Source organism: Streptomyces sp. NPDC001194, from assembly GCF_042896985.1.
Lineage (GTDB): Bacteria > Actinomycetota > Actinomycetes > Streptomycetales > Streptomycetaceae > Streptomyces.
Window position 1 is genome coordinate 195,602 of record NZ_JBIAXU010000009.1, and the last position, 23,527, is coordinate 219,128.

Annotated in this window: 13 protein-coding genes and 1 pseudogene; 4 read left to right on the forward strand and 10 right to left on the reverse strand. The window is 72.5% G+C overall.

Features of this window, described 5'->3' with window-relative positions:
* Positions 1-918 precede the first annotated feature (918 nt).
* Genes ACFY1T_RS20690 through meaB form a run of 3 tightly spaced genes read left to right on the forward strand, consistent with a single transcriptional unit; the run spans position 919 to position 6,021 of the window.
* On the forward strand, positions 919-2,823 hold the full coding sequence (locus ACFY1T_RS20690; RefSeq protein ID WP_390789402.1) for a methylmalonyl-CoA mutase family protein: 1,905 nt from the start codon (positions 919-921) through the stop codon (positions 2,821-2,823).
* Positions 2,820-5,006, forward strand: a complete 2,187-nt coding sequence (scpA, locus tag ACFY1T_RS20695; protein WP_030868888.1) for a methylmalonyl-CoA mutase — start codon at positions 2,820-2,822, stop codon at positions 5,004-5,006. Before ACFY1T_RS20690 ends, scpA begins: the two co-directional genes overlap by 4 nt.
* Before the next feature lie 10 nt (positions 5,007-5,016).
* On the forward strand, positions 5,017-6,021 hold the full coding sequence (gene meaB / locus ACFY1T_RS20700) for a methylmalonyl Co-A mutase-associated GTPase MeaB (protein WP_390789403.1): 1,005 nt from the start codon (positions 5,017-5,019) through the stop codon (positions 6,019-6,021).
* Between the two features lie 82 nt (positions 6,022-6,103).
* Here the strand turns inward: meaB and ACFY1T_RS20705 are convergent, their stop codons facing one another.
* A complete protein-coding gene (locus ACFY1T_RS20705; RefSeq protein ID WP_390789404.1) occupies positions 6,104-7,105 on the reverse strand; it encodes an asparaginase in 1,002 nt (333 codons plus the stop codon).
* 132 nt (positions 7,106-7,237) lie between these two features.
* Between ACFY1T_RS20705 and ACFY1T_RS20710 the strand changes: the two genes are divergently transcribed.
* Positions 7,238-7,687 (forward strand): Lrp/AsnC family transcriptional regulator, encoded by a 450-nt coding sequence (locus ACFY1T_RS20710; RefSeq protein WP_390789405.1) that lies wholly within the window; start codon positions 7,238-7,240, stop codon positions 7,685-7,687.
* A 93-nt stretch (positions 7,688-7,780) separates the two neighbouring features.
* On the opposite strand, the gene ACFY1T_RS20715 is transcribed toward ACFY1T_RS20710, so the two are convergent.
* The 9 genes and pseudogenes from ACFY1T_RS20715 to ACFY1T_RS20755 all read right to left on the reverse strand — a co-directional run bounded on the left by ACFY1T_RS20715 (position 7,781) and on the right by ACFY1T_RS20755 (position 23,526).
* Complete coding sequence (locus tag ACFY1T_RS20715; protein ID WP_390789406.1) at positions 7,781-8,524, reverse strand: hypothetical protein; 744 nt, start codon at positions 8,522-8,524, stop codon at positions 7,781-7,783.
* Positions 8,525-8,541: 17 nt separating this feature from the next.
* Positions 8,542-8,853 carry a phosphopantetheine-binding protein gene (locus ACFY1T_RS20720; protein WP_390789427.1) on the reverse strand — a complete coding sequence of 104 codons (312 nt, stop codon included), beginning with the start codon at positions 8,851-8,853 and terminating at the stop codon, positions 8,542-8,544.
* Positions 8,842-9,612 (reverse strand): annotated as a pseudogene (gene ddaH / locus ACFY1T_RS20725) (dimethylargininase); the annotation flags it as partial. The pseudogene ddaH and the gene ACFY1T_RS20720, both read right to left, overlap by 12 nt.
* 171 nt (positions 9,613-9,783) lie before the next feature.
* The gene (locus ACFY1T_RS20730; protein ID WP_390789407.1) at positions 9,784-11,328 is read right to left on the reverse strand and encodes an AMP-binding protein; all 1,545 of its coding nucleotides are present in this window, start codon (positions 11,326-11,328) and stop codon (positions 9,784-9,786) included.
* Between the two features lie 25 nt (positions 11,329-11,353).
* On the reverse strand, positions 11,354-12,010 hold the full coding sequence (locus ACFY1T_RS20735) for an FMN-binding negative transcriptional regulator (protein WP_390789408.1): 657 nt from the start codon (positions 12,008-12,010) through the stop codon (positions 11,354-11,356).
* Between the two features lie 2 nt (positions 12,011-12,012).
* Positions 12,013-13,305 (reverse strand): lysine N(6)-hydroxylase/L-ornithine N(5)-oxygenase family protein, encoded by a 1,293-nt coding sequence (locus ACFY1T_RS20740; RefSeq protein ID WP_390789409.1) that lies wholly within the window; start codon positions 13,303-13,305, stop codon positions 12,013-12,015.
* Positions 13,306-13,327: 22 nt separating this feature from the next.
* On the reverse strand, positions 13,328-13,684 hold the full coding sequence (locus tag ACFY1T_RS20745) for a nuclear transport factor 2 family protein (protein ID WP_390789410.1): 357 nt from the start codon (positions 13,682-13,684) through the stop codon (positions 13,328-13,330).
* A 7-nt stretch (positions 13,685-13,691) separates the two neighbouring features.
* A complete protein-coding gene (locus tag ACFY1T_RS20750) occupies positions 13,692-13,910 on the reverse strand; it encodes an MbtH family protein (protein ID WP_390789411.1) in 219 nt (72 codons plus the stop codon).
* Positions 13,911-13,938: 28 nt separating this feature from the next.
* Positions 13,939-23,526 (reverse strand): amino acid adenylation domain-containing protein, encoded by a 9,588-nt coding sequence (locus ACFY1T_RS20755; RefSeq protein WP_390789412.1) that lies wholly within the window; start codon positions 23,524-23,526, stop codon positions 13,939-13,941.
* Position 23,527 lies beyond the last annotated feature (1 nt).

Below are 23,527 nucleotides of genomic sequence, written 5' to 3' on the forward strand. Positions count from 1 at the left end.
CCGGCCCGAGCGGGCCGAGGGCGCAGAGAAGCGTCCGGCCTGCGGGCAGGGCTCGCCGCGGGACGGTGACGGGGGAGCCGGGCAGGCCCGTCGACCCGAGGCTCACGGGTCGTGACCCGGGCCGGGTCGGCCTTGGGTCGGGTCGGCCTTGGGTCGGGCGGCCGGAGGCTGGTGGGCCGGAGGCCGGGCGGGCTTGCCGAAGGAGAACGGCCGGGGCGCTAGCGGCCGACGGCGGAGGGCCGGCCGGGAGGCGGGCCGTCCCGGGCCGGTGCGGGACCGAGGGCCGGTTCGGCGGGAGGCCGAACGGTCATCGGGCGGGACCCGGGGCGGCGCTCAGGCGCGGCGCGGGGCCTGACAGCGGCCCGGACACGCACCCGGCGCGGTACAGGAGCCGGGGGTGCGGAACCGCGGGGCGAGAAGCTCGAACGCGGACATGGCTCGGAGCCTGGCAGCGACTCGGGTAGGGGTCAAGCCCCGCCCGACACGCCGAAACAAACCGGGCCCGATGCCCTCGCACGCCATATCGCGTGCGCTCTGACCTGGCTTTTCGAGCATGCGGCCAGAGGCCGTGGAAGGCTTCCGAACGGCTGAAAAGCGTGGCTGGATTTCATGGCCCCGCAACGCGACCGCCACGCGGCGCCGACACTCCGGCCGTCGCCCGCCCTCGCGGCCGAAGCCACCGACAGGGGTCGGGGGCGGGGTGGGGTGCCGTCCGGAGTGTCAAACGTGATTTGTTGGCGCCAAGTCCCGGGCACGTCACCACCCCGGACACCGCCCCCACCACGCCCCACCACGCCCCGCCACCCTGCACCGCTACTCAAAACGCTCTTTCGAGACACTCCCCATCTCACATGAGAGGGCGAGATCACATCCGGTGGTTATAGTCGTTCACAAGGCGACCCCCCTAGCATTCGAGCCATGACGGTCCTGCCTGATGACGGGCTCTCCTTGGCCGCCGAGTTCCCTGACGCGACGCATGAGCAGTGGCAGCGCCTGGTAGAGGGCGTTCTACGCAAGTCCGGCAAGGACGTATCCGGCGAAGCCGCAGAAGACGCGTTGTCCACGAAGCTCGAGGACGGGCTCACCACCCGCCCGCTGTACACCGCACCGGAAACGGCCGACGAGACCGGGTTTCCCGGCTTCGCGCCGTTCATACGGGGCGGCAGCCCCGCCGGCGGTGCCGCCGCCGGCTGGGACGTACGCCAGCGCTACGTCGGACACGACCCCGTACGGGTGAACGAGGCTGTTCTCACCGACCTCGAGAACGGGGTCACCTCCCTCTGGCTGTCCGTGGGCAGCGGCCTCGGCGGCCTCCCGGTCGACACGCTCCCCCGCGCGCTGGACGGCGTCTACCTCGACCTGGCTCCCGTCTCCCTCGACGCCGGAGCCGAATACGCCGACGCCGCACGCGCCTTGCTGCGCCTGTACGCCGAACGGCAGGTGGCCCCCGAGGCCGCCCGCGCGAGCCTCGGCGCCGACCCGCTCGGCCACGAGGCCCGTACGGGTGAGGTCCTGGACCTCACCGACGCCGTCGCCCTCGCCCGGGAGGCGTCCGCGCACTGGCCCGGCGTCCGCGCCCTCCTCGTCGACGCGCTGCCGTACCACGAGGCCGGCGGGTCGGCCGCCGAGGAACTCGGCCTCTCCCTCGCGACCGGAGTCGCCTACCTCCGCGCCCTCACGGAGGCCGAAACCGACTCCGGCACCGACTCCGGCGCCCCCGCCGCGGGCCTCGGCGTCGACGCCGCCCTCGGACAGCTCGAGTTCCGCTACGCCGCGACCGCGGACCAGTTCCTCACGATCGCGAAGTTCCGCGCGGCGCGCCGCCTGTGGGCCCGGATCGCCGAGGCCTGCGGGGCCCCGGAAGCCGGCGCCCAGCGCCAGCACGCCGTCACCTCGCCCGTGATGATGACCCGTCGCGACCCGTGGGTGAACATGCTGCGCACCACCGTCGCCTGCATGGCGGCGGGCGTCGGCGGGGCCGACTCGGTCACCGTGCTCCCCTTCGACCACGAGCTGGGCCTGCCGGACGCCTTCGCGCGCCGCATCGCGCGCAACACCTCCACCATCCTGCTGGAGGAATCGCACCTGGCCCGCGTCATCGACCCGGCCGGCGGCTCGTACTACGTGGAGCGGCTGACCGACGAACTCGCGCAGGCCGCGTGGGAGTTCTTCCAGACGATCGAGAAGGCCGGCGGCCTCGCCGCCGCCCTGCGCTCCGGCCTGGTCGCCGACCGGCTCGCCGCCACCTGGGCCGAGCGCTCCAAGAGGCTCGCCAAGCGCCGCGAACCCATCACCGGCGTCAGCGAGTTCCCGCTGCTCTCGGAGAAGCCCCTCGACCGCGAGCCCGCCCCGGCGGGCCCCGCCGGCGGGCTGCCGCGCGTACGGCGGGACGAGGCGTACGAGGCGCTGCGCGCCCGCAGCGACGCGCACCTGGCCGCGACCGGGAACCGTCCGCGGATCTTCCTCGCCGCGCTGGGACCCGCGGCGGCGCACACCGCGCGCGCCACCTTCGCCGCGAACCTGTTCCAGGCGGGCGGTGTCGAGCCGGTCCACGACCCGGTGTCGGTGGACCCGGCGACGGCCGCCGAGGCGTACGCCGCGAGCGGCGCGGACGGCATGGCCGTGCTGTGCTCCAGCGACCGGCTCTACGAGGAGCAGGCCGAGGCGGTGGCCGCGGCGCTGCGCGGGGCCGGCGCGACGACCGTGTTCCTCGCGGGCAAGCCCGGCACGTCGGCGCAGGCCGTGGACGAGTACGTCTTCGCGGGCTGCGACGCGGTCGCCGTGCTGTCCTCCGTACTCGACCGGATGGGAATCGCGTCTTGAGCATCCCCGATTTCTCCGAACTCGCGCTGACCGGCGCGGGCCCGGCCGCCGGGTCCGAGGACCAGTGGCGCGCCGCCGTCAAGGAGTCCACCGGGACCGCCGCCGGCGACCTGCTGTGGGAGACCCCCGAGGGCATCGGCGTGAAGCCGCTGTACACGGGCCGGGACCTGGAGGGGCTCGACTTCCTGCGGACCTACCCGGGGGTGGCCCCGTACCTGCGCGGCCCGTACCCGACGATGTACGTCAACCAGCCCTGGACGATCCGCCAGTACGCGGGGTTCTCCACGGCCGAGGAGTCGAACGCCTTCTACCGGCGCAACCTCGCGGCCGGCCAGAAGGGCCTGTCGATCGCCTTCGACCTGCCCACGCACCGCGGCTACGACAGCGACCACCCGCGCGTCACGGGTGACGTCGGCATGGCGGGCGTGGCGATCGACTCGATCTACGACATGCGGCAGCTCTTCGACGGCATCCCGCTGGACAAGATGACGGTGTCGATGACGATGAACGGCGCGGTGCTGCCGGTCCTCGCCCTCTACATCGTGGCGGCGGAGGAGCAGGGCGTCTCCCCCGACAAACTCGCCGGGACCATCCAGAACGACATCCTCAAAGAGTTCATGGTCCGCAACACCTACATCTATCCGCCGAAGCCCTCGATGCGGATCATCTCGGACATCTTCGCGTTCACCTCGCAGAACATGCCGCGGTACAACTCCATCTCGATCTCCGGCTACCACATCCAGGAAGCCGGGGCCACGGCCGACCTGGAGCTCGCGTACACCCTCGCGGACGGTGTGGAGTACCTGCGCGCCGGGCAGGCGGTCGGGCTGGACGTGGACGCCTTCGCGCCGCGCCTGTCGTTCTTCTGGGCGATCGGCATGAACTTCTTCATGGAGGTCGCGAAGCTGCGCGCCGCGCGCCTGCTGTGGGCGCGGCTCGTCAAGCAGTTCGATCCGAAGAACGCCAAGTCGCTCTCGCTGCGCACCCATTCGCAGACCTCGGGCTGGTCGCTGACTGCTCAGGACGTCTTCAACAACGTGACGCGTACGTGCATCGAGGCGATGGCGGCGACCCAGGGACACACCCAGTCGCTGCACACCAACGCCCTCGACGAGGCGCTCGCGCTGCCGACGGACTTCTCGGCGCGCATCGCCCGCAACACCCAGCTGCTGCTGCAGCAGGAGTCGGGGACCTGCCGGTCGATCGACCCGTGGGGCGGCAGCGCGTACGTCGAGAAGCTGACGTACGACCTGGCGCGCCGGGCCTGGCAGCACATCCAGGAGGTCGAGGCGGCCGGCGGCATGGCGCAGGCCATCGACGCGGGCATTCCGAAGCTGCGCGTGGAGGAGGCCGCCGCCCGCACGCAGGCGCGGATCGACTCGGGGCGCCAGCCGGTGATCGGCGTGAACAAGTACCGGGTGGAGAACGACGAGCAGATCGACGTGCTCAAGGTCGACAACTCCTCGGTGCGCACGCAGCAGATCGAGAAGCTGCGGCGGCTGCGCGAGGAGCGCGACGAGGCGGTCACGCAGGACACCCTGCGGGCGCTGACGCACGCGGCCGAGCGCGGCGACGGCAACCTGCTCGCGCTGGCGGTGGACGCGGCGCGTGCCAAGGCCACGGTGGGTGAGATCTCGGACGCACTGGAGAAGGTGTACGGGCGGCACGCGAGCCAGATCCGTACGATCTCGGGTGTGTACCGCACCGAGGCAGGAGAGTCCCCGAACGTGGAGCGCACGCGTGCCCTGGTCGACCGGTTCGAGGAGGCGGAGGGCCGCCGTCCGCGTGTCCTGGTCGCCAAGATGGGCCAGGACGGGCACGACCGCGGCCAGAAGGTGATCGCGACCGCCTTCGCCGACCTGGGCTTCGACGTGGACGTCGGCCCGCTGTTCCAGACCCCGGCGGAGGTGGCCCGCCAGGCCGTCGAGGCGGACGTCCACGTGGTGGGCGTGTCGTCGCTGGCGGCCGGCCACCTGACCCTCGTACCGGCGCTGCGCGAGCAGTTGGCGGAGGAGGGGCGCGAGGACATCATGATCGTGGTGGGCGGGGTGATCCCGCCGGCCGACGTGCCGACGCTGCTGGAGATGGGCGCGGCGGCGGTGTTCCCGCCCGGCACGGTGATCCCGGACGCGGCCCACGACCTGGTGACGCGGCTGGCCGCGGATCTGGGCCACGAGCTGTAGGGCGCGGCCGATGCCTCCGAAGATCGAGATCGAGGCCTACGCGAAGGGGGTGCTCGACGGGAAGCGCGCGTTCATCGCGCGCGCCATCACGCTCGTCGAGTCCACCCTGCCCGCTCACCGCGCCCTGGCGCAGCAGCTGTTGACGGAGCTGCTCCCCCACACGGGGCGGGCCCGCCGGATCGGGATCAGCGGGGTGCCGGGCGTCGGCAAGTCCACGTTCATCGACGCGTTCGGCACGATGCTGACGGGGCTGGGCCACCGGGTGGCGGTGCTGGCGGTGGACCCCTCCTCGAAGCGTACGGGCGGTTCCATCCTGGGCGACAAGACCCGGATGGAGCGCCTGTCGGTGGACCCGGCGGCGTTCGTACGGCCTTCCCCTTCGGCGGGCACGCTGGGCGGGGTCGCGAAGGCCACCCGCGAATCCATGATCGTCATGGAGGCGGCGGGGTACGACGTGGTGCTGGTCGAGACGGTGGGCGTGGGCCAGTCGGAGACGACGGTGGCGGGCATGGTGGACTCGTTCCTCCTGCTCTCCCTGGCCCGTACGGGAGACCAGCTGCAGGGCATCAAGAAGGGTGTCCTGGAGCTGGCGGACGTCTTGGCGGTGAACAAGGCGGACGGCCCGCACGAGCGCGACGCGAAGGCGGCGGCGCGGGAGCTGTCGGGCGCCCTGCGCCTGATGCACCCGGCGGACGCGGCCTGGACCCCGCCCGTGCTCACGTGCAGCGCACGGGAGTCGGCGGGTCTGGACGAGGTCTGGAACCGTCTGGAGCAGCACCGCAAGCTGCTGGACGCGGGCGGCCGCCTGGCGGCCAAGCGCGCGGAGCAGCAGGTGGAGTGGACCTGGTCGATGGTCCGCGAGGAGCTGCTGGAGCGGCTGCGCGCGAACCCGGCGGTCCGCGACCTGGCCCCCGGCCTGGAAGCGGCGGTCCGGGCCGGCGCGCTGACCCCCACCTCGGCGGCGGACCGGATCCTGGCGGCGTTCACGGACAGGAACAGCCCCGCCGGGGTGTGAGGCACGGGGGGACATCCCCCGGTACGGCGTGGGAGAGGTGCCGGGGGCAGCGCCCCCGGCACACCGGCCGGTCCGCCCGGGCTCAGGCGGTGACCAGCGCCGGCCCGGCCGAATCCACGCTGCGCTGCAGAACGCGGACCCGGTCCGCGGCGTCCTGCGAGGCCAGCAGCGCGGAGAGCACCGCGATCCGCGCCTGCGGCGCCCGCAGCGTTCCCGTCGGGACCGCCCCCGCCGCGACCAGGTCCACGGCTCCACCGTGCGTGTAGATCTCGGTCACCGGCCCGGCGGCGACCCGCGTGGTCAGCGCCACCAGCACGCCCCGCGCCACGGCGTCCTTCACCGCGTCCACGATCTCCGGCGTCGCGTTCCCCGCGCCGGTGCCCACCAGTACGAGACCCCGCGCGCCCGCCGCGAGCGCCGCGTTCAGGAGCACCGGGTCCCCGTCCGCGTGGTGCATCACGACGTCCACCCGCGGCGGCACCTGCGGCATCGCGGGCAGCGGCAGCGGCTCCGGGCGCTGCGGGGAGCGCAGCATCGTGACCCTGCCGAAGCCGATCTTCCCGAGGAGTTCCTTCGAGGGGTCGGCGAAGGCGTCCAGCGCCACGGCCTGGGTCTTCACCGTGCCGCGTGCCGCGTGCACCCGGCCGGCGAACGTGATCAGCACGCCGAGCCCCCGCGTGCTCGCCGCGGTGAGCAGCGCGTCGTACAGGTTGCCCGGTCCGTCCCCGTCCGCGGTGCCCATCGGCCGCTGCGCGCCCGTGAACACCACGGTGCGCGGGTCGTGGTGGTGGAGGTCGACGAGGAACGCCGACTCCTCCAGGGTGTCGGTGCCGTGGGTGACGACGATGCCGTCCACGCCCGGGTCCGCCAGCACCTCGTGCACGGTGCGCAGCAGGGTGAGCTGGTGGGCGGTGGTCAGCCGGGGGCTGTTCACGCTGAACAGGTCCACCACCTCGACGGTGATGTCCTCGGGCAGCGGCGCGGTGGCCATGACCTCGCGCCCGTCGGCATCGGCCGCGAAGCCGGAACCCTGCCAGCGGCTGGCTATCGTGCCGCCGGTGCTGATGACGACGATCCGTCCCATGGCCACCCTTTCTCACGTACGGGTGATACCTCGTACATCCGTCCTATCGAAAGCAATGATAGTGAGATCTACGCGCAATACGATTGCCACTTCAGGCCCTCCTTCCGGATGACCTGGGGTGATAATTGCTCCATGGACGCCATCGACCGTGAAATCTTGCGCGAGCTCCAGGCCGACGGCCGCCTCAGCAACCAGGAGCTGGCCCAGCGCGTCGGCTTGACCCCCTCCCCCTGCATGCGGCGCGTACGCCAGCTCGAACAGGACGGGGTGATCCAGGGCTACCGCGCGGTGATCGCCCCCGAGGCGGTCGGCCGCGGCTTCGAGGTGCTGGTCTCCGTCGAGGTGCGCCGCGACCGCGCCGCCGTCGAGGCCTTCGAGGCGGCCCTCCAGGACATCCCCGACGTCATCGAGGCGTACCGCCTCTTCGGCAGCCCCGGCTGCCTCCTGCGCATCGCGGTGGAGGACCTCCGCGCCTACGAACGCCTCTGGATCGAAAAGCTGACGGCCCTCTCCGGCGTCACCGAGGTCAACTCGCAGATCATCATGAAGCGCATCAAGCAACCGACGGGCCTGCCGGTCTAGCAGCCGGCCGCCGAGGCCGGCCGGCGGACGGTGTCCCGGACCCCCCGATCCGGGACACCGCCGTTCCCCTTCCCCCGTCGCGTCCTCGCCGGCTCACGCCAGCAAGGACAGCACCGTGTCGCGGGTGGTCGCGTCGGCCAGCAGGCCGGCGCGGTCCCGCGCCGTACGCACGACCCGCGTGGCGCGGGCCCCCGGCCATTCACCCTGGAACGGGTTGCCGGCCGACACGATGTTCACCACGTCCCCTCCCCATGCGGGGGCCGACCCGTGGTAGGCGGCGATCTGGTGCGTCAGCAGGTCCAGGTACACCCGTACGATCTGCTCGGCGGCCAGCTCCACCTCCTCCTCGTCGAAGAGGTCCTCCGCGAGGGAGTTGCGCGCGTACCGGGTCATCTCCTCCCGCATGGCCCCCACGAGCTCTTCGGGGGTGCCGATGAGGGACGCGACGTCGGTCCGCGAACCGCTCTCCTCGAACGCCGAGGCGTCGATCTGCCTGAGGACGGTCGCGTAATCGTCGGTGATGTCCTGCGCGGTCAGCGGCGCCGCGTCGAAAAAGACGAGCGGGGGCGCCTGCCTCCCGGCCTCCACCATGTGGCGCGCCAGTTCCTGCGCCAGCGGGGCCGAGGCGCAGTAGGCGAGTATCGCGGCGGGCTCCCGCTCGGCGAGACCGTGTGCGCGCAAGAGCTCCTGCGCGTACTCACGACCGGTCAGCGCGTCGGGAAGCGGGGCGGTCAGCAGCTGCGCCACTTCGTATCCGTGTGCTTCGAGGCCGAGGTCGGCGATCTTCGCCTCCGCGCGGCGCCCCGGGTAGTCCAGGGCCAGCAGCGTTCGTACCACTTCGGCGTCCTTCCGGGTCAGGGCTGGGCGGGGGCCTGGGCGGACCGCACCATGAGATCGATCTGTTCGGCGAGGTCCTTCAGCACGGGGTGGTCGAGCACGACCTGGACGGTCAGGTCGACGTCCCAGGCCTTGCGCGCGCGCAGGACGGCCCTGGTCACGAGCAGCGAGTCCCCGCCGGCGGCGAAGAAGTCCCGCTCCCGGTCCTCCTGGGCCGAGCCCAGGACCTCTGCCCAGATGGCGGCCAGCGCACGCTCCGTCGCGGTCCGCGGCGCGCGGGACCGCGCGTCCGGGGAGCCGCCCGGGACGTGACCGGAACGCAGCTCCAGGGTGCAGCACTTGGCGCTGCCGCCGGCCTTGAGCAGCTCGGAGAGGTCGACCCCGATCGGGTTGAAACCGCGCTGCCTGAGCTGCTCGGCGAGTCCGGTCGCGGCCTCCGGCATGATCACGTTGTAGCCGTCGCTGAAGGCGTTGAGGCCGAAGACCGCCGCGTCCTCGGGGGAGGCCAGGACCGCGTCGGGGAAGAGCTCTTCCAGGACGGCCCGGCTGCCCGGCGAGAAGGCCTCCGGGTAGTACATGATCTCGGTGTCCGAGAGCACCGCGAGGGCGGTGTCCAGGTGGTAGTGCTCGGGGTTGACCAGGGTCAGGCCCGTGACCGGGACACCGAAGAACTCCTGTGCCTCGGCATGGGAGCGCGGGTCCGTGCGGAAGCCGGTTCCCGCCAGGAGGCGGCGGCCGACCAGGAGGTAGTCGCCCTCGCCCTCGTTGATGAACTCCGGCCACAGGACCTGGTCGAAGCCCTGCTCGTGGAGCCAGGAGAGGTAGGCGGGACCCTCGGCGGTCCGCTCGGCGTGCCGGAAGCGGGCGCCGAGGACCTTGCCGTCCACCACGGTCGCGCCGTTGGCGGCGAAGACCATGTCGGGCAGGCCCGCGAGGGGGTCGATCACGTCCACGGTGTGGCCGAGCGAGCGGTAGAGCTCGTACAGCTTCTCCCACTGGGCGAGTGCCAGGCCGGCGTCGCACGGCTTGTCGGGGTGCATCCACGGGTTGATGGAGTACACCACGTCGAAGTGCTCGGGCCGGCACATCAGCAGGCGGCGTGGGGTGGCCACGCGCCGGCTGGCGTACTGCTGGGCCGGGAGGATCGCATCGGTGATGGGCACGGACTTGCTCCTACGGGAGTGAGGGGATGGTGTTCGATGTGCGGGGGACGGCCGCTCCGGCCTGTTCACGGTGCGGCGCCGGGGACGCGGCGCGGGCTACCGAGCGCTCGCGAGGAGTTCCCTGCCGATCCGCTGCCGGTCGATCTTTCCGCTCGCGGTCCGCGGCAGTGCGTCGACCACGGTGATCGAAACCGGCACGGCGGGGGCGGGGAGCACCTCGGCGAGGCGGCGCAGGAGCACGTCGGTGTCGGTCGGTGCCGCGTCCTCTTCCACGGTGATCACGGCTCGGAGGGTGCGGGAGCCCTGGGCCGCTTCGACGGCGACACAGGCGGCCTCGACCACGCCGGACTGCTCGAGCAGCCAGACGTCGACCTCCAGCAGGTTGACGCGGAAACCGCGGATCTTGACGTCGTGGTCGCGCCTGCTCAGGAACTGCACCACGCCGTCGTCGAGCCGGACCAGGTCTCCGGTGCGGAACGCCCGGGTGTGGCCCTGGGGCGACGGGTCGATGGTGATGAAGCGCTCCGCGTTGAGCTGCTCCTGGTTGAGATAGCCGAGCGACACCGGCAGGCCCGCCACCAGCAGTTCGCCGACCTCGGGCTCCGCCGGGTCCACGGGGTCGATCAGGAGCTCGCACCCCGGCAGCGGGATGCCGATCGGCGGCAGGGCCGGCCAGGTCGAGGCGGGTCCCGTGAGCGTGTGGGCGGTGACCATCGCCGATTCGCTCTGGCCGTAGTGGTTGTTGAGCCGGCACTCCGGCAGGCGCTCGAAGAACTCGCGGATCGGGCCGGTGCAGACGAACTGCTCGCCGGCGGTGTTGATCTCCCGGAGGGCCAGGTGGTCCAGGGAGTCCTCCGCCGAGGCCGCCACGGCGAGCATGTTGAGGGCGAGGTACGGCAGGAAGACCCGCTCGATCCTGTTCTCGCCGAGCCAGTCGAGCAGCGAGAAGGCGTCCCGTCGCAGCTTCTCGGGCACGATGACGAGGGTGCCTCCCCCGCAGAGCGTGCCCAGTACCTCCTGGAAGCAGACGTCGAAGTTGAGGGGTGCGAACTGTCCGGTGCGCAGGTCGCGGCGGACCGAGTGCGCGGTCTGCCAGGCCGCCATGCCGTCGAGGCAGCTGTGCGGAATGCTCACGCCCTTCGGCCATCCGGTGGTGCCGGAGGTGTAGATGACGTAGACGGGCAGGTCGGGGTGGCAGGCGACCGGCTGCCACTGGGTGTCCGCCGCCACCGATTCCGGCTCCGGGATCCTCAGCAGTGCCGCCGAGGTCTCGAACGCGGGCTCGTCCCCGGTGTACAGCAGCACCTTGGCCTCGCTGTCGTCCAGCATGTGGGCGAGGCGCTTGACCGGGTACTCGGGGTCGAGCGGGACGTAGGTGGCACCGATCGCGACCGTTCCGAGGAAGGCCGCGACCACGGCGGCGCTGCGGGGCCCGGTGACGGCGACGCGGTCGTGCGGCCCGACCCCCGAGGCCGTGAGCAGCGCGGCCACCGCTCCCGCCCAGTCCCGCAGCCCGGCGTAGCCGACTTCGGTCTCACCGTCGACGACCGCCACCGCGTCGGGCCGTTCGGAGGCGACCTCCAGGAAGGAGTCGATGAGGCAGTTCGGGGTGGCGGGGCCACCCCACAGGTTCAAGAGCACGGGGCTCACGGCGCCTTTCGGGGTATCAAGCGGCATGGTCTTCGTCGAGGTAGAACTCGCGCATCAGGTGTCCGAGGTCGCGGCTGGGGCCGGCGTCGGTGGTGCTGAGCCGCTCGGAGACCCGGGTGCGGACCTCCGGCTCCTTCTCCTGGCTGAGCTTGAACATGCCGTCGGCGGACTCCACCTCGAAGCGGAAGGCACCGACCGCCGTGCCGATCCGGGCGAAGTAGTCGAGCGAGCCGTCCATCTGCCAGCCGTCGCCGTGGGCGGCCTCGTAGGCGTCGACCGTCCGCTGCACGACGTCGAGGGTCTCCTCCATGGTCCGCAGCAGCCGCAGCCTGCCCTGCACGTGCACCGAGACGAAGTTCCAGGTCGGCGCCGCGGGCGTGGTCCGGTAGAGCGTGGGGGTGACGTATCCGTGGGGCCCGGTGAAGATGAGCTGGGCGTTCGCGCCGTCCGTCAGGGAGTCCCAGTGGGAGTTGGCCCTGTTCATGTGCCCCAGCAGCGTGGTTCCCTCGGGGCCTCCGGTGCCCGCGGCGTCCTCGGGCGAGAAGATCACCGGGAGGTGCGTGGCGTACGGCATCCGCTCCCCGTTGGTGACCATCGTGGCCAGGGGGTAGCGCTGGATGATGCGGCGGAGCCAGCCGCGGTCTTCGGGCTGATAGATGGGCGGTACGTACATCGTTATCCCTTGAGGATGGAAGCGGCGATCTCTCCGGACCGGACCGCGGTGTTGGACAGGAGGCCGGCGGCGAGGCCGTGGGAGTGCTCCGTGCTCGCGCCCTGGAGGTAGATCCCGCACCGGACCGCGTCCGAGGTCGTGACGCGGTAGTCCCGCCCCACCACCAGCCGGCCCTCCCCGTCCCGCTTGCAGTCGGCGAGCAGCTCCCGGAAAAGCGGCAGCGGGTCGCTCGGCCGGTAGCCGGTGGCGTAGACGACCACGTCCGCGTCGATGACCCGCGACGAGTCGCCCGCGAGCGAGTCGACGGTCACGCGCACGCCGTCCGCGTGCTCCTCCGCGGCGGTGGCCCGCGCGGCGTTGAGCATCCTGAACCGCTGGGTCCCGAGGACCTTCTCCTGGTAGATCCGGCGGTAGAGCTCCTGCGACAGGTCGAGGTCGACCACCGAGTAGTTGGTGTTGCTGTGGTAGTCGATCAGCGTCTGCTTCACGTCCTGGGGCGCGGAGTAGAACTCGCCGACGGCGTCCGGGTCGAAGATGCCGTTCACGAACGGGCTGTCGTCGGCGACGCTGTACCCGTAGCGCGAGAGCACCGCGTTGACCTCGGCACCGGGGAAGGTGCGGTGCAGGTAGTCGGCGGCCTCGGCGGCGCTCTGGCCGGAACCGACGACGACGACGGTGCGGGGCGCACGGGTCAGGGCGGCCGTGCGGTGCAGCAGCCGGGAGCTGTGCCAGATGCGGTCGCTCTCCTGGACTCCGTCCGGCATCCGGGGCGAGAGCCCCGCGCCGATCACCACGTTGCGGGCGCGGCCCACGACGGTCGGAGCGGCGCCGGGAGAGGTGCGGGCGAGGATGTCGAGGCTTTCCACCGCACCGTTCTCGACCACCGGGCGGATTCCGGTGATGTCCGATGCGTACGAGACCACCGAGGCGAACTGTTCGGCGACCCATTCCAGGTAGTCGTGGAACTCGACCCGGAGCGGGAAAAGCGTCTTGCTGTTGATGAACTCCGCCATCCGACCCTTCGCCTTGAGGTAGGAGACGAAGGTGTAGGCGCTGGCGGGATTGCGCATCGTCGCCAGGTCCTTCAGGAAGGAGACCTGCATGGTCGCGCCTTCCATCAGCATGCCTCGGTGCCAGCCGAACTCCTCCTGCCGCTCGAAGAACCGCATGCCGACGCCGGGGTTTCCCGAAGCCGGACCGGCCGATTCCTCCAGGGCGATCGCCAGTGCGAGGTTCGAGGGGCCGAACCCGACCCCTACCACATCCTCCGTGACCGGTCCTGACCGTGCAGTCATGCCTTGGACTTCCTTCCCTTTTTCATATCGCTCGATCGGCGAAGTAGGTGTACCGGCGCCATATCTTCCCGCCGCGGAAGAGATGGAAGTCCGCCCAGTTGACGGACACTTCCTCGGCGGTCTTCAGCTGCCCGGTGAACACCCCGCGGGCGGCCACCCAGTCGCCGTTCTCCACGATCGAGGCCACCTCGTGCCGGCCGGACTCGATGATCCTGTCGGCCAGATAGAAGCGTTTGAACTCGTCCATTCCGACGATCGCTTCGGTGCCGCCCCGCTCGTAAACCAGGTCCTCGCAGAACATGTCGAAGACCGCCTCGTAGTCGGCCGCGTCCACGCGTTCGTAGTACTCGCGGACCGCGCTCTCTCGACTCGCCGTCATGACCGGGCTACTTCTCGTTCAGGGCCATCGCCCGGACGAGCGATGCGGGCCGCAGATCGGTCCAGTTCTCGTTGACGTAGTCGAGGCACGCCGCCCGGTCGGACTCGCCGAAGACGGTCGTCCAGCCGGCCGGGATGTCCGCGAAGGCCGGCCAGAGGGAGTGCTGGCCCTCGTCGTTGGCCAGCACGACGTACACGCCGTCTTCCTTTTCGAACGGGTTGCTCATGGTGTCCCCACCTTTCGGGAGATTCTTGTCAGTTCGTCTCGCCGCGCATCTTGGCGGCGACGATCTTTCCGATGCGCGCGATCATGCGCGGCTGGGTCATTCCGCCGTGGTCGCAGTCGAGGTCGTGGTTCTCGATGCGGCCGTCGACGTGCGGGCCCCAGGCGTCGTGACCGAACGACGCGTCGGTCCGGCCTTGCAGTGCGGTGAAGAAGAGGAGGTCCCCGCGGAACCGGTCGGGCTCGAAGATGCGGAGCTGCTTCATGCTGTTGAGGCAGATTTCCTTGACCGCTTCGAGGTGCGACTCCTGGAGCTCGCCCAGGACGCCGCCTTCCCGGCGGATCGTCTCCATCAGCAAATTACCCTGGAGCAATTCACCCTTGGTCTGGTCGACTTCGCGCAACACGACCTGGAAGAGCGCGGGAAGGACTTCGTCCTCGGGCACCTGGAACATGGCTTCGTCCTGGACCGGGAAAGCGTCCATAAGGGCCAGCAGTGCGACTTCTTCGCCCTGTCGCTGCAATTCGGTCGCCATGGCGTAGGCCAGATGCCCGCCGAATGACCAGCCCAGCAGGTGATAGGGGCCGCTCGGCTGGACCTTTCGAATCCTGTCCACGTATTCGGCGGCGGATTCCACTATATCCACGGGGAGTTCACCGCCGCCGGCCAGCCTCGGGGACTGGAGACCGTAAATCGGTCGATCCTTGCCCACGTGCGGAACCAGGCCAGAATAGCACCAGCTGAGACCACCGGCCGGATGCATGCAGAAAAGGGGCGGGAGTTCACCGCTTTCACGCAGGGGCAGAACGACGTCGAAAGCATCGTGGTGCGCGACTTCGTCGAGCCGTTCGGCCAGGGCCGCGACCGTGGGGTTCTCGAAGAGGTGGCGCAGGGACGTGTCCACGCCGAGAGCCACGCGCACCTTGCTCATCAGGCGGGTCGCGGCGAACGAGTGGCCCCCGAGCTCGAAGAAGTCGTCCTCCAGGCCCACCCGGTCCACGCCGAGCACCTCGGCGAACAGCTCGCACAGGATCTGCTCCCGCGCCGTTCGGGGTGCCCCGCCGCCGCGGCCGCTCCCGGAGTCGGGTCCGGGCAACGCCGCCCGGTCCAGGGCGCCTTCGCCATCGAGGGGAAGGCGGTCCACGACCGTGAGGACCTCGGGCACCAGGTGCTCCGGCAGGAGCCCGCGGGCCGCCTCGCGGACGGAGCCGACGAGACCGTCCCGCCCGTGCGCCGCTTCGGCGCCGCCGGCGGGGACCAGGTACCCGACGAGCCGCCGGACACCGGCCGCGTCCGCCCGTACGGCCACGGCCGCGGCGGCGACCCCCGGGTGCCCGCCGAGCACCGCCTCGACCTCGGCGGGCTCGACCCGCAGGCCCCGGACACGCGTCCGGGCGTCCGTACGGCCGAGGAACTCGAGCGCGTTCCCGGCTCCCCAGCGGACCAGGTCTCCGGTGCGCAGCATCCGCGCACCCGGCGGGCCGAAGGGGTCGGCCACGAACCGCTCGGCGGTCTCGCCCGGCAGGCCGTGGTAGCCGCGGGCCAGGCCGTGGCCCGCCACGTGGAGCTCGCCGGGAACGCCGCGCGGGACCGGACGCAGCCGCGCGTCCAGCACGTACACCCGCCGGCCGGGCCTCGGGCTGCCCATCGGCGCCGCCTCACCGGACAACGGCCCGTCGCCCACCGGCACGTCCTGCGGCAGGTGGTGCGTCACGGGGCCGGCGGCCTCCGCCGGGCCGTGGCCGTGGGCGCCCGGGTCGGCGGCCGCGTCGCCGGCGGGCGTCAGCGTCAGACGTCCGCCGGAGAGCAGGGCCCCCCACCACGCGGCCGACGGTCCCCCGGGCAGCTGCTCGGGGAGGAGCACCGTCCGGGCCCCGTCGTCCGCCGGGGCTCGGTCGGCGACCTCCGCCGCCATGTCGCGGTGGGTGAGGGCCACGCCCAGCGGGCCCGCCGTCCCCGACACGTAGTGCACGCGGGCGAGCCGGTCCGGCTCGACCACGAGGCCGAGGTCGTCCGTACGGCCGCCGTCCGCTCCGTCGTCGACCGGCAGCTCGAGCGCGCCGCTCGTGCCTCCCGCGCCGGCCGCGGCGCGGTCGACGAGCACCACCCGGGCGTCCGCCGCCGTGAGGACGGCCTCCCACCGGGGCGTGGGCGAGGCTCCCTCCAGGGTCACGTACGCGCCTCCCGACTTGGCCACCGCGACCGCGGCCGCCATCAGGTCCAGGGGGCGCTCCAGGCGCAGGGCCACCCGGGATTCGGCGCTCACGCCGGCCGCGACGAGCCGGTGGGCCAGGCGATTGGCCCGGGTGTTCAGCTCCGCGTACGTCAGGGACTCGCCGTCGGCCTCCACCGCCACGGCCGAGGGCGTCAGCGACGCCTGTCGCTCGAAGAGCGCGGCCAGGCCCTCGGCCGGGGCCGGCGCCGGCGCGGCGGCGCCGGCCGCGAGGAGCTCCTCGCGCTCGCCCGGTACGAGCACCTCGTACCGCCCGATCGCCAGCGCGGGATCCGCGACCGCCGCCTCCAGCAGCCGCTCCAGGCGCGCGGCCAGCGTGGCCACGTCCTCGCGGTCGAAGAGGTCGGTGGCGAACTCGACGAATCCGGCCACCCCTTCGAGCGTTCCGTCGGCGGCGAGCTGCTCCCGGAAGAAGAAGGAGAGGTCGAACTTGGCGGTGTGCGTCCCCATGGGCTCCACTGCCATGCCCAGACCGTCGAGCGCGAAGTCGGGCGCTGCCATGTTCTGCAGGACCAGCAGCACCTGGAACAGCGGCTGATGGGCCTGCGAGCGGGTGGGGTTCAAGGACTCCACCAGCCGCTCGAAGGGCACGTCCTGATGGGCGTGGGCGGCCAGGTCGGTGTCGCGGACCCGGTCCAGCAGCTCCAGGAAGCCGGGGTCGCCGGAGGTGTCCGTACGCAGCACCAGGGTGTTCGCGAAGAACCCCACGAGGTCGTGCAGCGCCTCGTCGGTCCGGCCGGCGACGGGGGTGCCGATCGGGATGTCGGTTCCGGCGCCCATGCGGGTCAGCAGGGCGGCGAGGCCTGCCTGCAGGACCATGAACAGGCTGGTGCCGGTCTCCCGCGCCAGCCGGACCAGCCCCGCGTGCAGTTCGGGCGACAGGCGCAGGTCCAGCATGTCGCCGCGGTAGCTCGCCACGGGGGGCCTGGGGCGTGCCGCCGGCAGCCTCAGGGTCTCGGGCGCACCGGCCAGCGCGTCCTTCCAGTAGGCGAGTTGGCGGGCGGCGCGGCTGGAGGGGTCGCTCTCGTCGCCGAGGAACTCGTCCTGCCACAGGGTGTAGTCGGCGTACTGCACGGGGAGCGCCTCCCGGTGCGGCGCTCCGCCGGACGTCCGGGCCCGGTAGGCCTCGGCGAGGTCGCGGGCCAGCGGCGCGAGGGAGGATCCGTCGCCGGCGATGTGGTGGATGAGGATCGTCAGGACGTGGTCGTCCGGCGCGAGGGCGAACAGGGAGGTCCGCACCGGCGGGCTGGAGGCCAGGTCGAAGGAGTGCGACACCGCCTGCGCGAGCAGGCCGGGCAGGGCCTCGGCGGTCGTGTGCTTCGTGTGCAGCCCGCCCCAGGCCTCGGAGGTGTCCAGGACCTGCTGGCAGGGGACGCCGTCGATCTCCGGGAAGACGGTGCGCAGGCTCTCGTGCCGCTCCGTCACGTCGCGCAGGGCGGCCGCCAGGGCCTCACGGTCCAGTTCCCCGGTCAGGCGCAGCACCAGCGGGATGTTGTAGGTGGGGCTGGGGCCTTCGATCCGGTGCAGGAGCCACATGCGGCGCTGGGCGAAGGAGAGCGGAACGGTCTCCGGGCGCCGTACGGGACGCAGTGCGGGCGGCGCTTCGTCCGCCCCGTCGAGCCGCGCCGCGAGTCCGGCGACGGTCGGGGCGTCGAAGAGGAGCCGGATCGCCAGGTCCACCCCGAACGCGGCACGGATCCGTGCCATCAGACGGGTCGCGAGCAGCGAGTGGCCGCCCAGCAGGAAGAAGTCCTCGTCGATGCCGACTTCCTCCCGCCCGAGGACCTCGGCGAACAGGGCGCACAGGACCTCCTCGCGGGGCGTGCGGGCCTGTCGGCCGGCCGGCCGCTCCTGCGGGGCGGGGGCCGGAAGGGCCTTGCGGTCGAGCTTGCCGCTGGCGGTCGACGGGAGCTCGTCCAGGACCACGAACGCGGCCGGCACCATGTGGCCGGGCAGGCCCGCGGCCGCCCGGGCGCGCAGCTGCGCCGGGTCGAGGTCCTGCGACGCGGGGCGGCGGGCCACGTACGCCACGAGGCGCTGGTCACCGGGCTGGTCCTCGCGCAGGACCACCACGGCTCGGCCCACCCTCGGGTCCTCCTCGAGCACGGCTTCGATCTCGCCGGGTTCGATGCGGAATCCCCGGAGCTTGAGCTGCTGGTCGGCGCGTCCGGCGAACTCGAGCTGCCCGTCCGCCGTCCAGCGCGCCATGTCCCCCGTGCGGTACATGCGGGAGCCGGCCGGGCCGAAGGGATCGGCGACGAAGCGCTCGGCCGTCAGTGCGGGGCGGTGCAGGTAGCCGCGGGCGAGACCGGCGCCGGCGATGTACAGCTCACCCACGACGTTGGCGGGCACCGGCTGGAGTGCGCCGTCCAGGACGTAGACGCGGCTGCCCGGGACGGGGCGGCCGATCGGGGGCGCCCCGGCGCCGTCCAGCGGCTCGCTCATCGTGGCGGCCACGGTGGACTCGGTCGGCCCGTAGGCGTTGACCATCCGTCGGCCCGGCGACCACCTCGCCACGAGGGCGGGCGAGCACGCGTCTCCGCCGACCACGAGGGTGGCGAGGGAGGGCAATTCGTGCTCCGGCATGCTGGCGAGCGCGGCCGGGGAGATGAACGCGTGGCTGACGGCCTGCGCCGCGAGGAGCTCGACCAGTTCACGTCCGGCCAGCGGGCCGTGTGGCGCCACGACGAGCGTCGCGCCCGCGGCGAAGGCCATGCAGATCTCCAGGACCGACGCGTCGAAGCTCGGCGAAGCGAGCTGGAGGACCCGGCTCGCGGGCCCGACGCGGAAGCGGTCCACCTCGGCGGCGGCGAAGGCGGCGATGCCGGAGTGGGTGACCTGGACGCCCTTCGGCCGGCCCGTGGAGCCCGACGTGTAGATCACGTAGGCCGGGGTGGCCGGCCCGGTCTGCACCGCCGGGTCCTGCCCGGGGTGCGCGGCCAGGGCCTCACGGCACTCGGCGAGGTCGAGCAGGTCCGGGAAGCCGAGCACGGCGGGGGGCACCGCCCCGGCGCCGGTGTCCGCGACGGCGTACGCGGGTGCGGCGTCGGACAGCATGAAGGCGATCCGGTCGTCCGGGTAGTCGGGGTCGACCGGCAGGTAGGACGCGCCGGTCTTGAGCACGGCCAGCACGGCCACGATGAGCTGGGCGGAGCGGGGCAGCGCGAGGGCGACGATCCGCTCCGGACCCACGCCCCGGGCGAGCAGCAGGTGCGCCATGCGGTTGGCGGCGGCGTTCAGTTCGGCGTACGAGTACGCGTCCTCGCCACACACCAGGGCGGTCGCGGCGGGCGTCGCGGCGGCGTGCCGCTCGAAGATCGTGTGCAGCGCGGTGGCCGGTGCCGGTTCGCCGGTCTCGTTCCACTCCTCCAGGATCTGCAGGCGTTCGGCCGGGGCCACCACCTCGATCTGGCTGAGGGGCAGGTCCGGCTCGTCGGTGACGGCGGTGAGCAGCCGTACGAAGCGCTCGCCGATGCGCCGTGCGGTCTCCTGGTCGAACAGGTCGGTGCCGTACTGGATCCAGCCCTCGATCCCGGCGGCCTTGCCCTCCTCGGACCGGTTCTCGCTGAGGTGCACCGAGAGTTCGAACTGGGAGAGTCCGAGGTCGACCGGTTCCAGGCGGGCGTCGGCACCGGGCAGCCGGAAGACCGGCCGGGTGTTGTTCTGGAAGGCGAGCATGACCTGTACGAGGGGCTGGTACGAGGACGTGCGCGCCGGGTTGAGCGCTTCCACGAGCCGCTCGAAGGGCAGGTCCTGGTGCGCGTATGCGGCCAGGTCGGCAGCCCGGACACGCTTGATCAGCTCGCGGAAGCCGGGGTCCCCGGAGGTGTCCGTACGCAGCACGAGCGTGTTGACGAAGAGCCCGACGAGGTCGTCCAGGGCGTCGTCGGTGCGGCCGGCGACGGGGCTGCCGACGGGGATGTCCGTGCCCGCCCCGAGACGGGTGAGCAGCGCCGCGAGACCGGCCTGGACGACCATGAAGAGGCTGGCCCGGTTGCTCCTCGACAGGTCCCACAGCTTCTGGTGGAGGCCGGCGTCGATCCGGAAGGGCACCGCGTCGGCCCGGAAGCTCGCGACGGCGGGGCGCGGCCGGTCCGCGGGCAGGGCCAGGTTCTCCGGGAGCCCGTCCAGGGTCTCGGTCCAGAAGGCCAGTTGACGGGCGAGCGGGCTGTCCGGATCCGCCTCGTCCCCGAGCGTGCGGCGCTGCCACAGGGCGTAGTCGGCGTACTGGACGGGGAGGGGCGACCAGGACGGCGCGCGGCCGTCGCACCGGGCCGCGTACGCCTCGGCGAGGTCGTGCGCGAGGGGCGCGAGGGACCATCCGTCGCCGGCGATGTGGTGCAGGAGGAACAGGAGCACGTGCTCCCGCGGGCCGGTCCGGAAGAGCGAGGGCAGCACCGGCGGCTCGGTGGCGAGGTCGAAGGTGTGCCGTGCGGCCTCGGCGAGCACCCGGGGCAGTTCGGCTTCCCGGACGTCGACGACGCGCAGGAGCGCGGGGAGGGCCTCACGGCCCAGGACGACCTGGTGCGGTCCTTCGGCCGTCTCGGGGAAGACCGTGCGCAGGCTCTCGTGGCGCTCCATCACGTCGAGGAGTGCCTGTTCCAGCGCCTTCGGGTCCAGGTCCCCGGAGATCCTGAGGGCCGGCGCGATGTTGAGGGCCGGGTTGGCGCCGTCGAAGTGGTTGAGGAACCAGAGCCGGCGCTGGGCGAAGGACAGCGGTACGCGTTCGGGCCGCGGAGTCGCAGTGAGCGGGTCGGCGGCCGACCGGCCGCTGCCCAGCACCTTCGCGAGGGCGGCCACCGTCGGTGCGTCGAACAGCGCCCGGACGTTGAGGTCCACGCCCAGGGTGGAGCGGATGCGGCTGGTGAGCCGGGTCGCCAGCAGGGAGTGGCCGCCGAGGTCGAAGAAGTCCTCGTCGACGGCGATCCGGGGCAGGCCGAGCACCTCGGCGAACAGGCCGCACAGGACCTCTTCCTGGGGGGTGCGCGGCGCGCGGCCCTCGCGGGGTACGGAGGGTGCCGGCGATGCGGGCGCCGTGGTGTCCGCATCGGCTCCGGCCTCGGACCCGTCGGCGCGCCGTACGGGCTCCAGGGCTCCCGAGGGGGTGCGGCGCGCGAGTTCGCCGGTGCGGTACATCCGCCCGCCGGGGGCTCCGAAGGGGTCGGAGACGAAGCGCTCGGCCGTCAGGTCGGGGCGGTGCGCGTAACCCCGCGCGAGCCGGGTTCCGCTCAGGTAGACCTCGCCGACCCCGCCGGGCAGTACGGGCCGCAGGGCGTGGTCGAGCACGTGCGCCCGGATGTTCGGCACGCGCGGGGCGGTCGCGGCGGCTCCGGTGGCCTCGGGCGGCCCCGAGTGCTTCGGTGCGGGCAGGCCGGGCAGGGCCTCGATCGTGCCGCCGCTCATCAGCGCGGGCAGCAGCGTCAGCGGGGAGACGGCGGAGGTGAAGAGGTCGGGGACCGACACGCTGGACCGGCGGGGGGCGTCCTGTACGAGGTCCACCACGTTGGCGTGGGGCAGCAGGACGCAGGAGCCGTCGGCGGAGGGCAGGACGCAGGCGGTGTTCGAGTGCAGGAGGGGCCTGCGGCGGGCGGCGTCCGAGAGGTCGGTCTCCGGGCCGGTCCGCAGGGCCGCGGCGTTCTCCGGGGAGTCCAGCACCACGGCCGGCAGCTCCTCGGGAAGCGCGAGCGCGGTGGCGGAGTCGACGAGGGCGCAGACGGGCCGGGCTTCGGCGAGGATCCGGGCGATCCGGTCCGGCGGGGTGTCCGCCGCCAGGGGGAGGCACGCCGCTCCCGCCTTCAGCACGGCCAGCAGGCCCACGACGGTGTCGGCGGTCTTCGGCAGGGCGAGGGCCACGACGTCCTCCGGGCCGGCTCCGCGCCCGACGAGGAGCCGCGCGAGCCGGTTGGCCCGTACGTTCAGCTCGTCGAAGTCGATCCGTGCGTCGCCGAGGGCGAGGGCCACCGCCTCCGAGGTGAGCCCGGCCTGCGTCTCGAACATCGCCGCGAGGGTGAGGGGTTCGGTCGGCCGCGCGGTGTCCTCGTCCGCGGCCGGGGCGGCCCGGCCGGGCTTCCGGGGCGCGGGCAGACCGGTCCGGCCGATCGCCTGGTGCGGGTCCCGGGCGATGGACTCCAGCATCGCCAGGAGGCGGTGGGCGAGCTGCTCGGCCGTGTCCCGGTCGATGAGGTGCGGCTGGAAGTCGAGGCGTATCAGGAGGCTCTCGGCCGGGACCACGAGAAGGGTGAGCGGGTAGTGGGTCCCGTCGTGGGTCTCCACGCCCGCGATGCGCACACCGCCCGGGTCCGCCTGGAGCGCGTCGGGGTCGCTCGGGTAGCTCTCGAAGGCCACGAGCGTGTCGAAGAGCTCTCCGTGGCCGGCGAACTGCTGGATGTCCGCGAGCCCGACGTGCTGGTGGTCCATGAGGGCGGTCTGCCGGTCCTGCAGCCGGGACAGCGTGGTCAGCACGCTCTCGTGGGCGCTGAAACCGACGCGCACCGGAAGGGTGTTGACGAAGAGGCCGATCATGCTCTCGACGTCGGGGACCTCCGGCGGGCGGCCGGAGACGGTGGCCCCGAAGACCACGTCCTCCCGGCCGGTCATACGGCCGATCAGGACGCCCCAGGCACCCTGGAAGACCGTGTTCAGCGTCAGGTCGTTCCGGCGCGCCAGGGCGGTCAGGGCGGAGGCGAGCCCGGCGGGCACCTCCAGCGTGACGCGCTCGGCGGTCACGGGTACGGCGTCCCGGGCCCGGGGTGCGACCAGCGTCGGCCCCGTGAGCCCGTCGAAGGCCTCGCGCCAGGCCGCCTCGGTGCCCTCCCGGTCCCGCGTGGCCAGCCAGCTCACGAAGTCCCGGTAGGGCGCCGCCGGGCGCAGCGCGCGCTCGTCGCCGCCGCTCCCGTACAGCGCCAGGAGGTCCGCCATGAGCAGCGGCACCGACCAGCCGTCGATGAGGATGTGGTGGACGCTCAGGACGAGGCTGTACTTCTCCTCGTCGAGACGGACCAGGGTGCAGCGCATCAGCGGCGGACGGGCGAGGTCGAACCGGCGGGTCCGGTCGGCCGCCCGCACGGCCGCGAGGGCCTCCTGCCGGGCCTCCTCGGGCGTGTCGCGCAGGTCGACCTCCGCCCACGGCAGCTCGCAGTGGCGGGGGATGACCTGGACGGCCTGGCCCCGGCCGGTGATGCGGAAGCCGGCGCTCAGGTTGGGGTGCCGGCGCAGCAGCGCCTCGGCCGACGTCCGCAGCGTGGACGCGTCCAGCGGCCCGTGCAGTTCGAAGGCGAACTGCACGAGGTAGAGGTCCGCGGCCTGGTCGTCGTAGAGGGCGTGGAAGAGGAAGCCCTCCTGCATGGGTGACAGCGGGAGAACGTCCTTCAGCCCTGACTGCTTCACG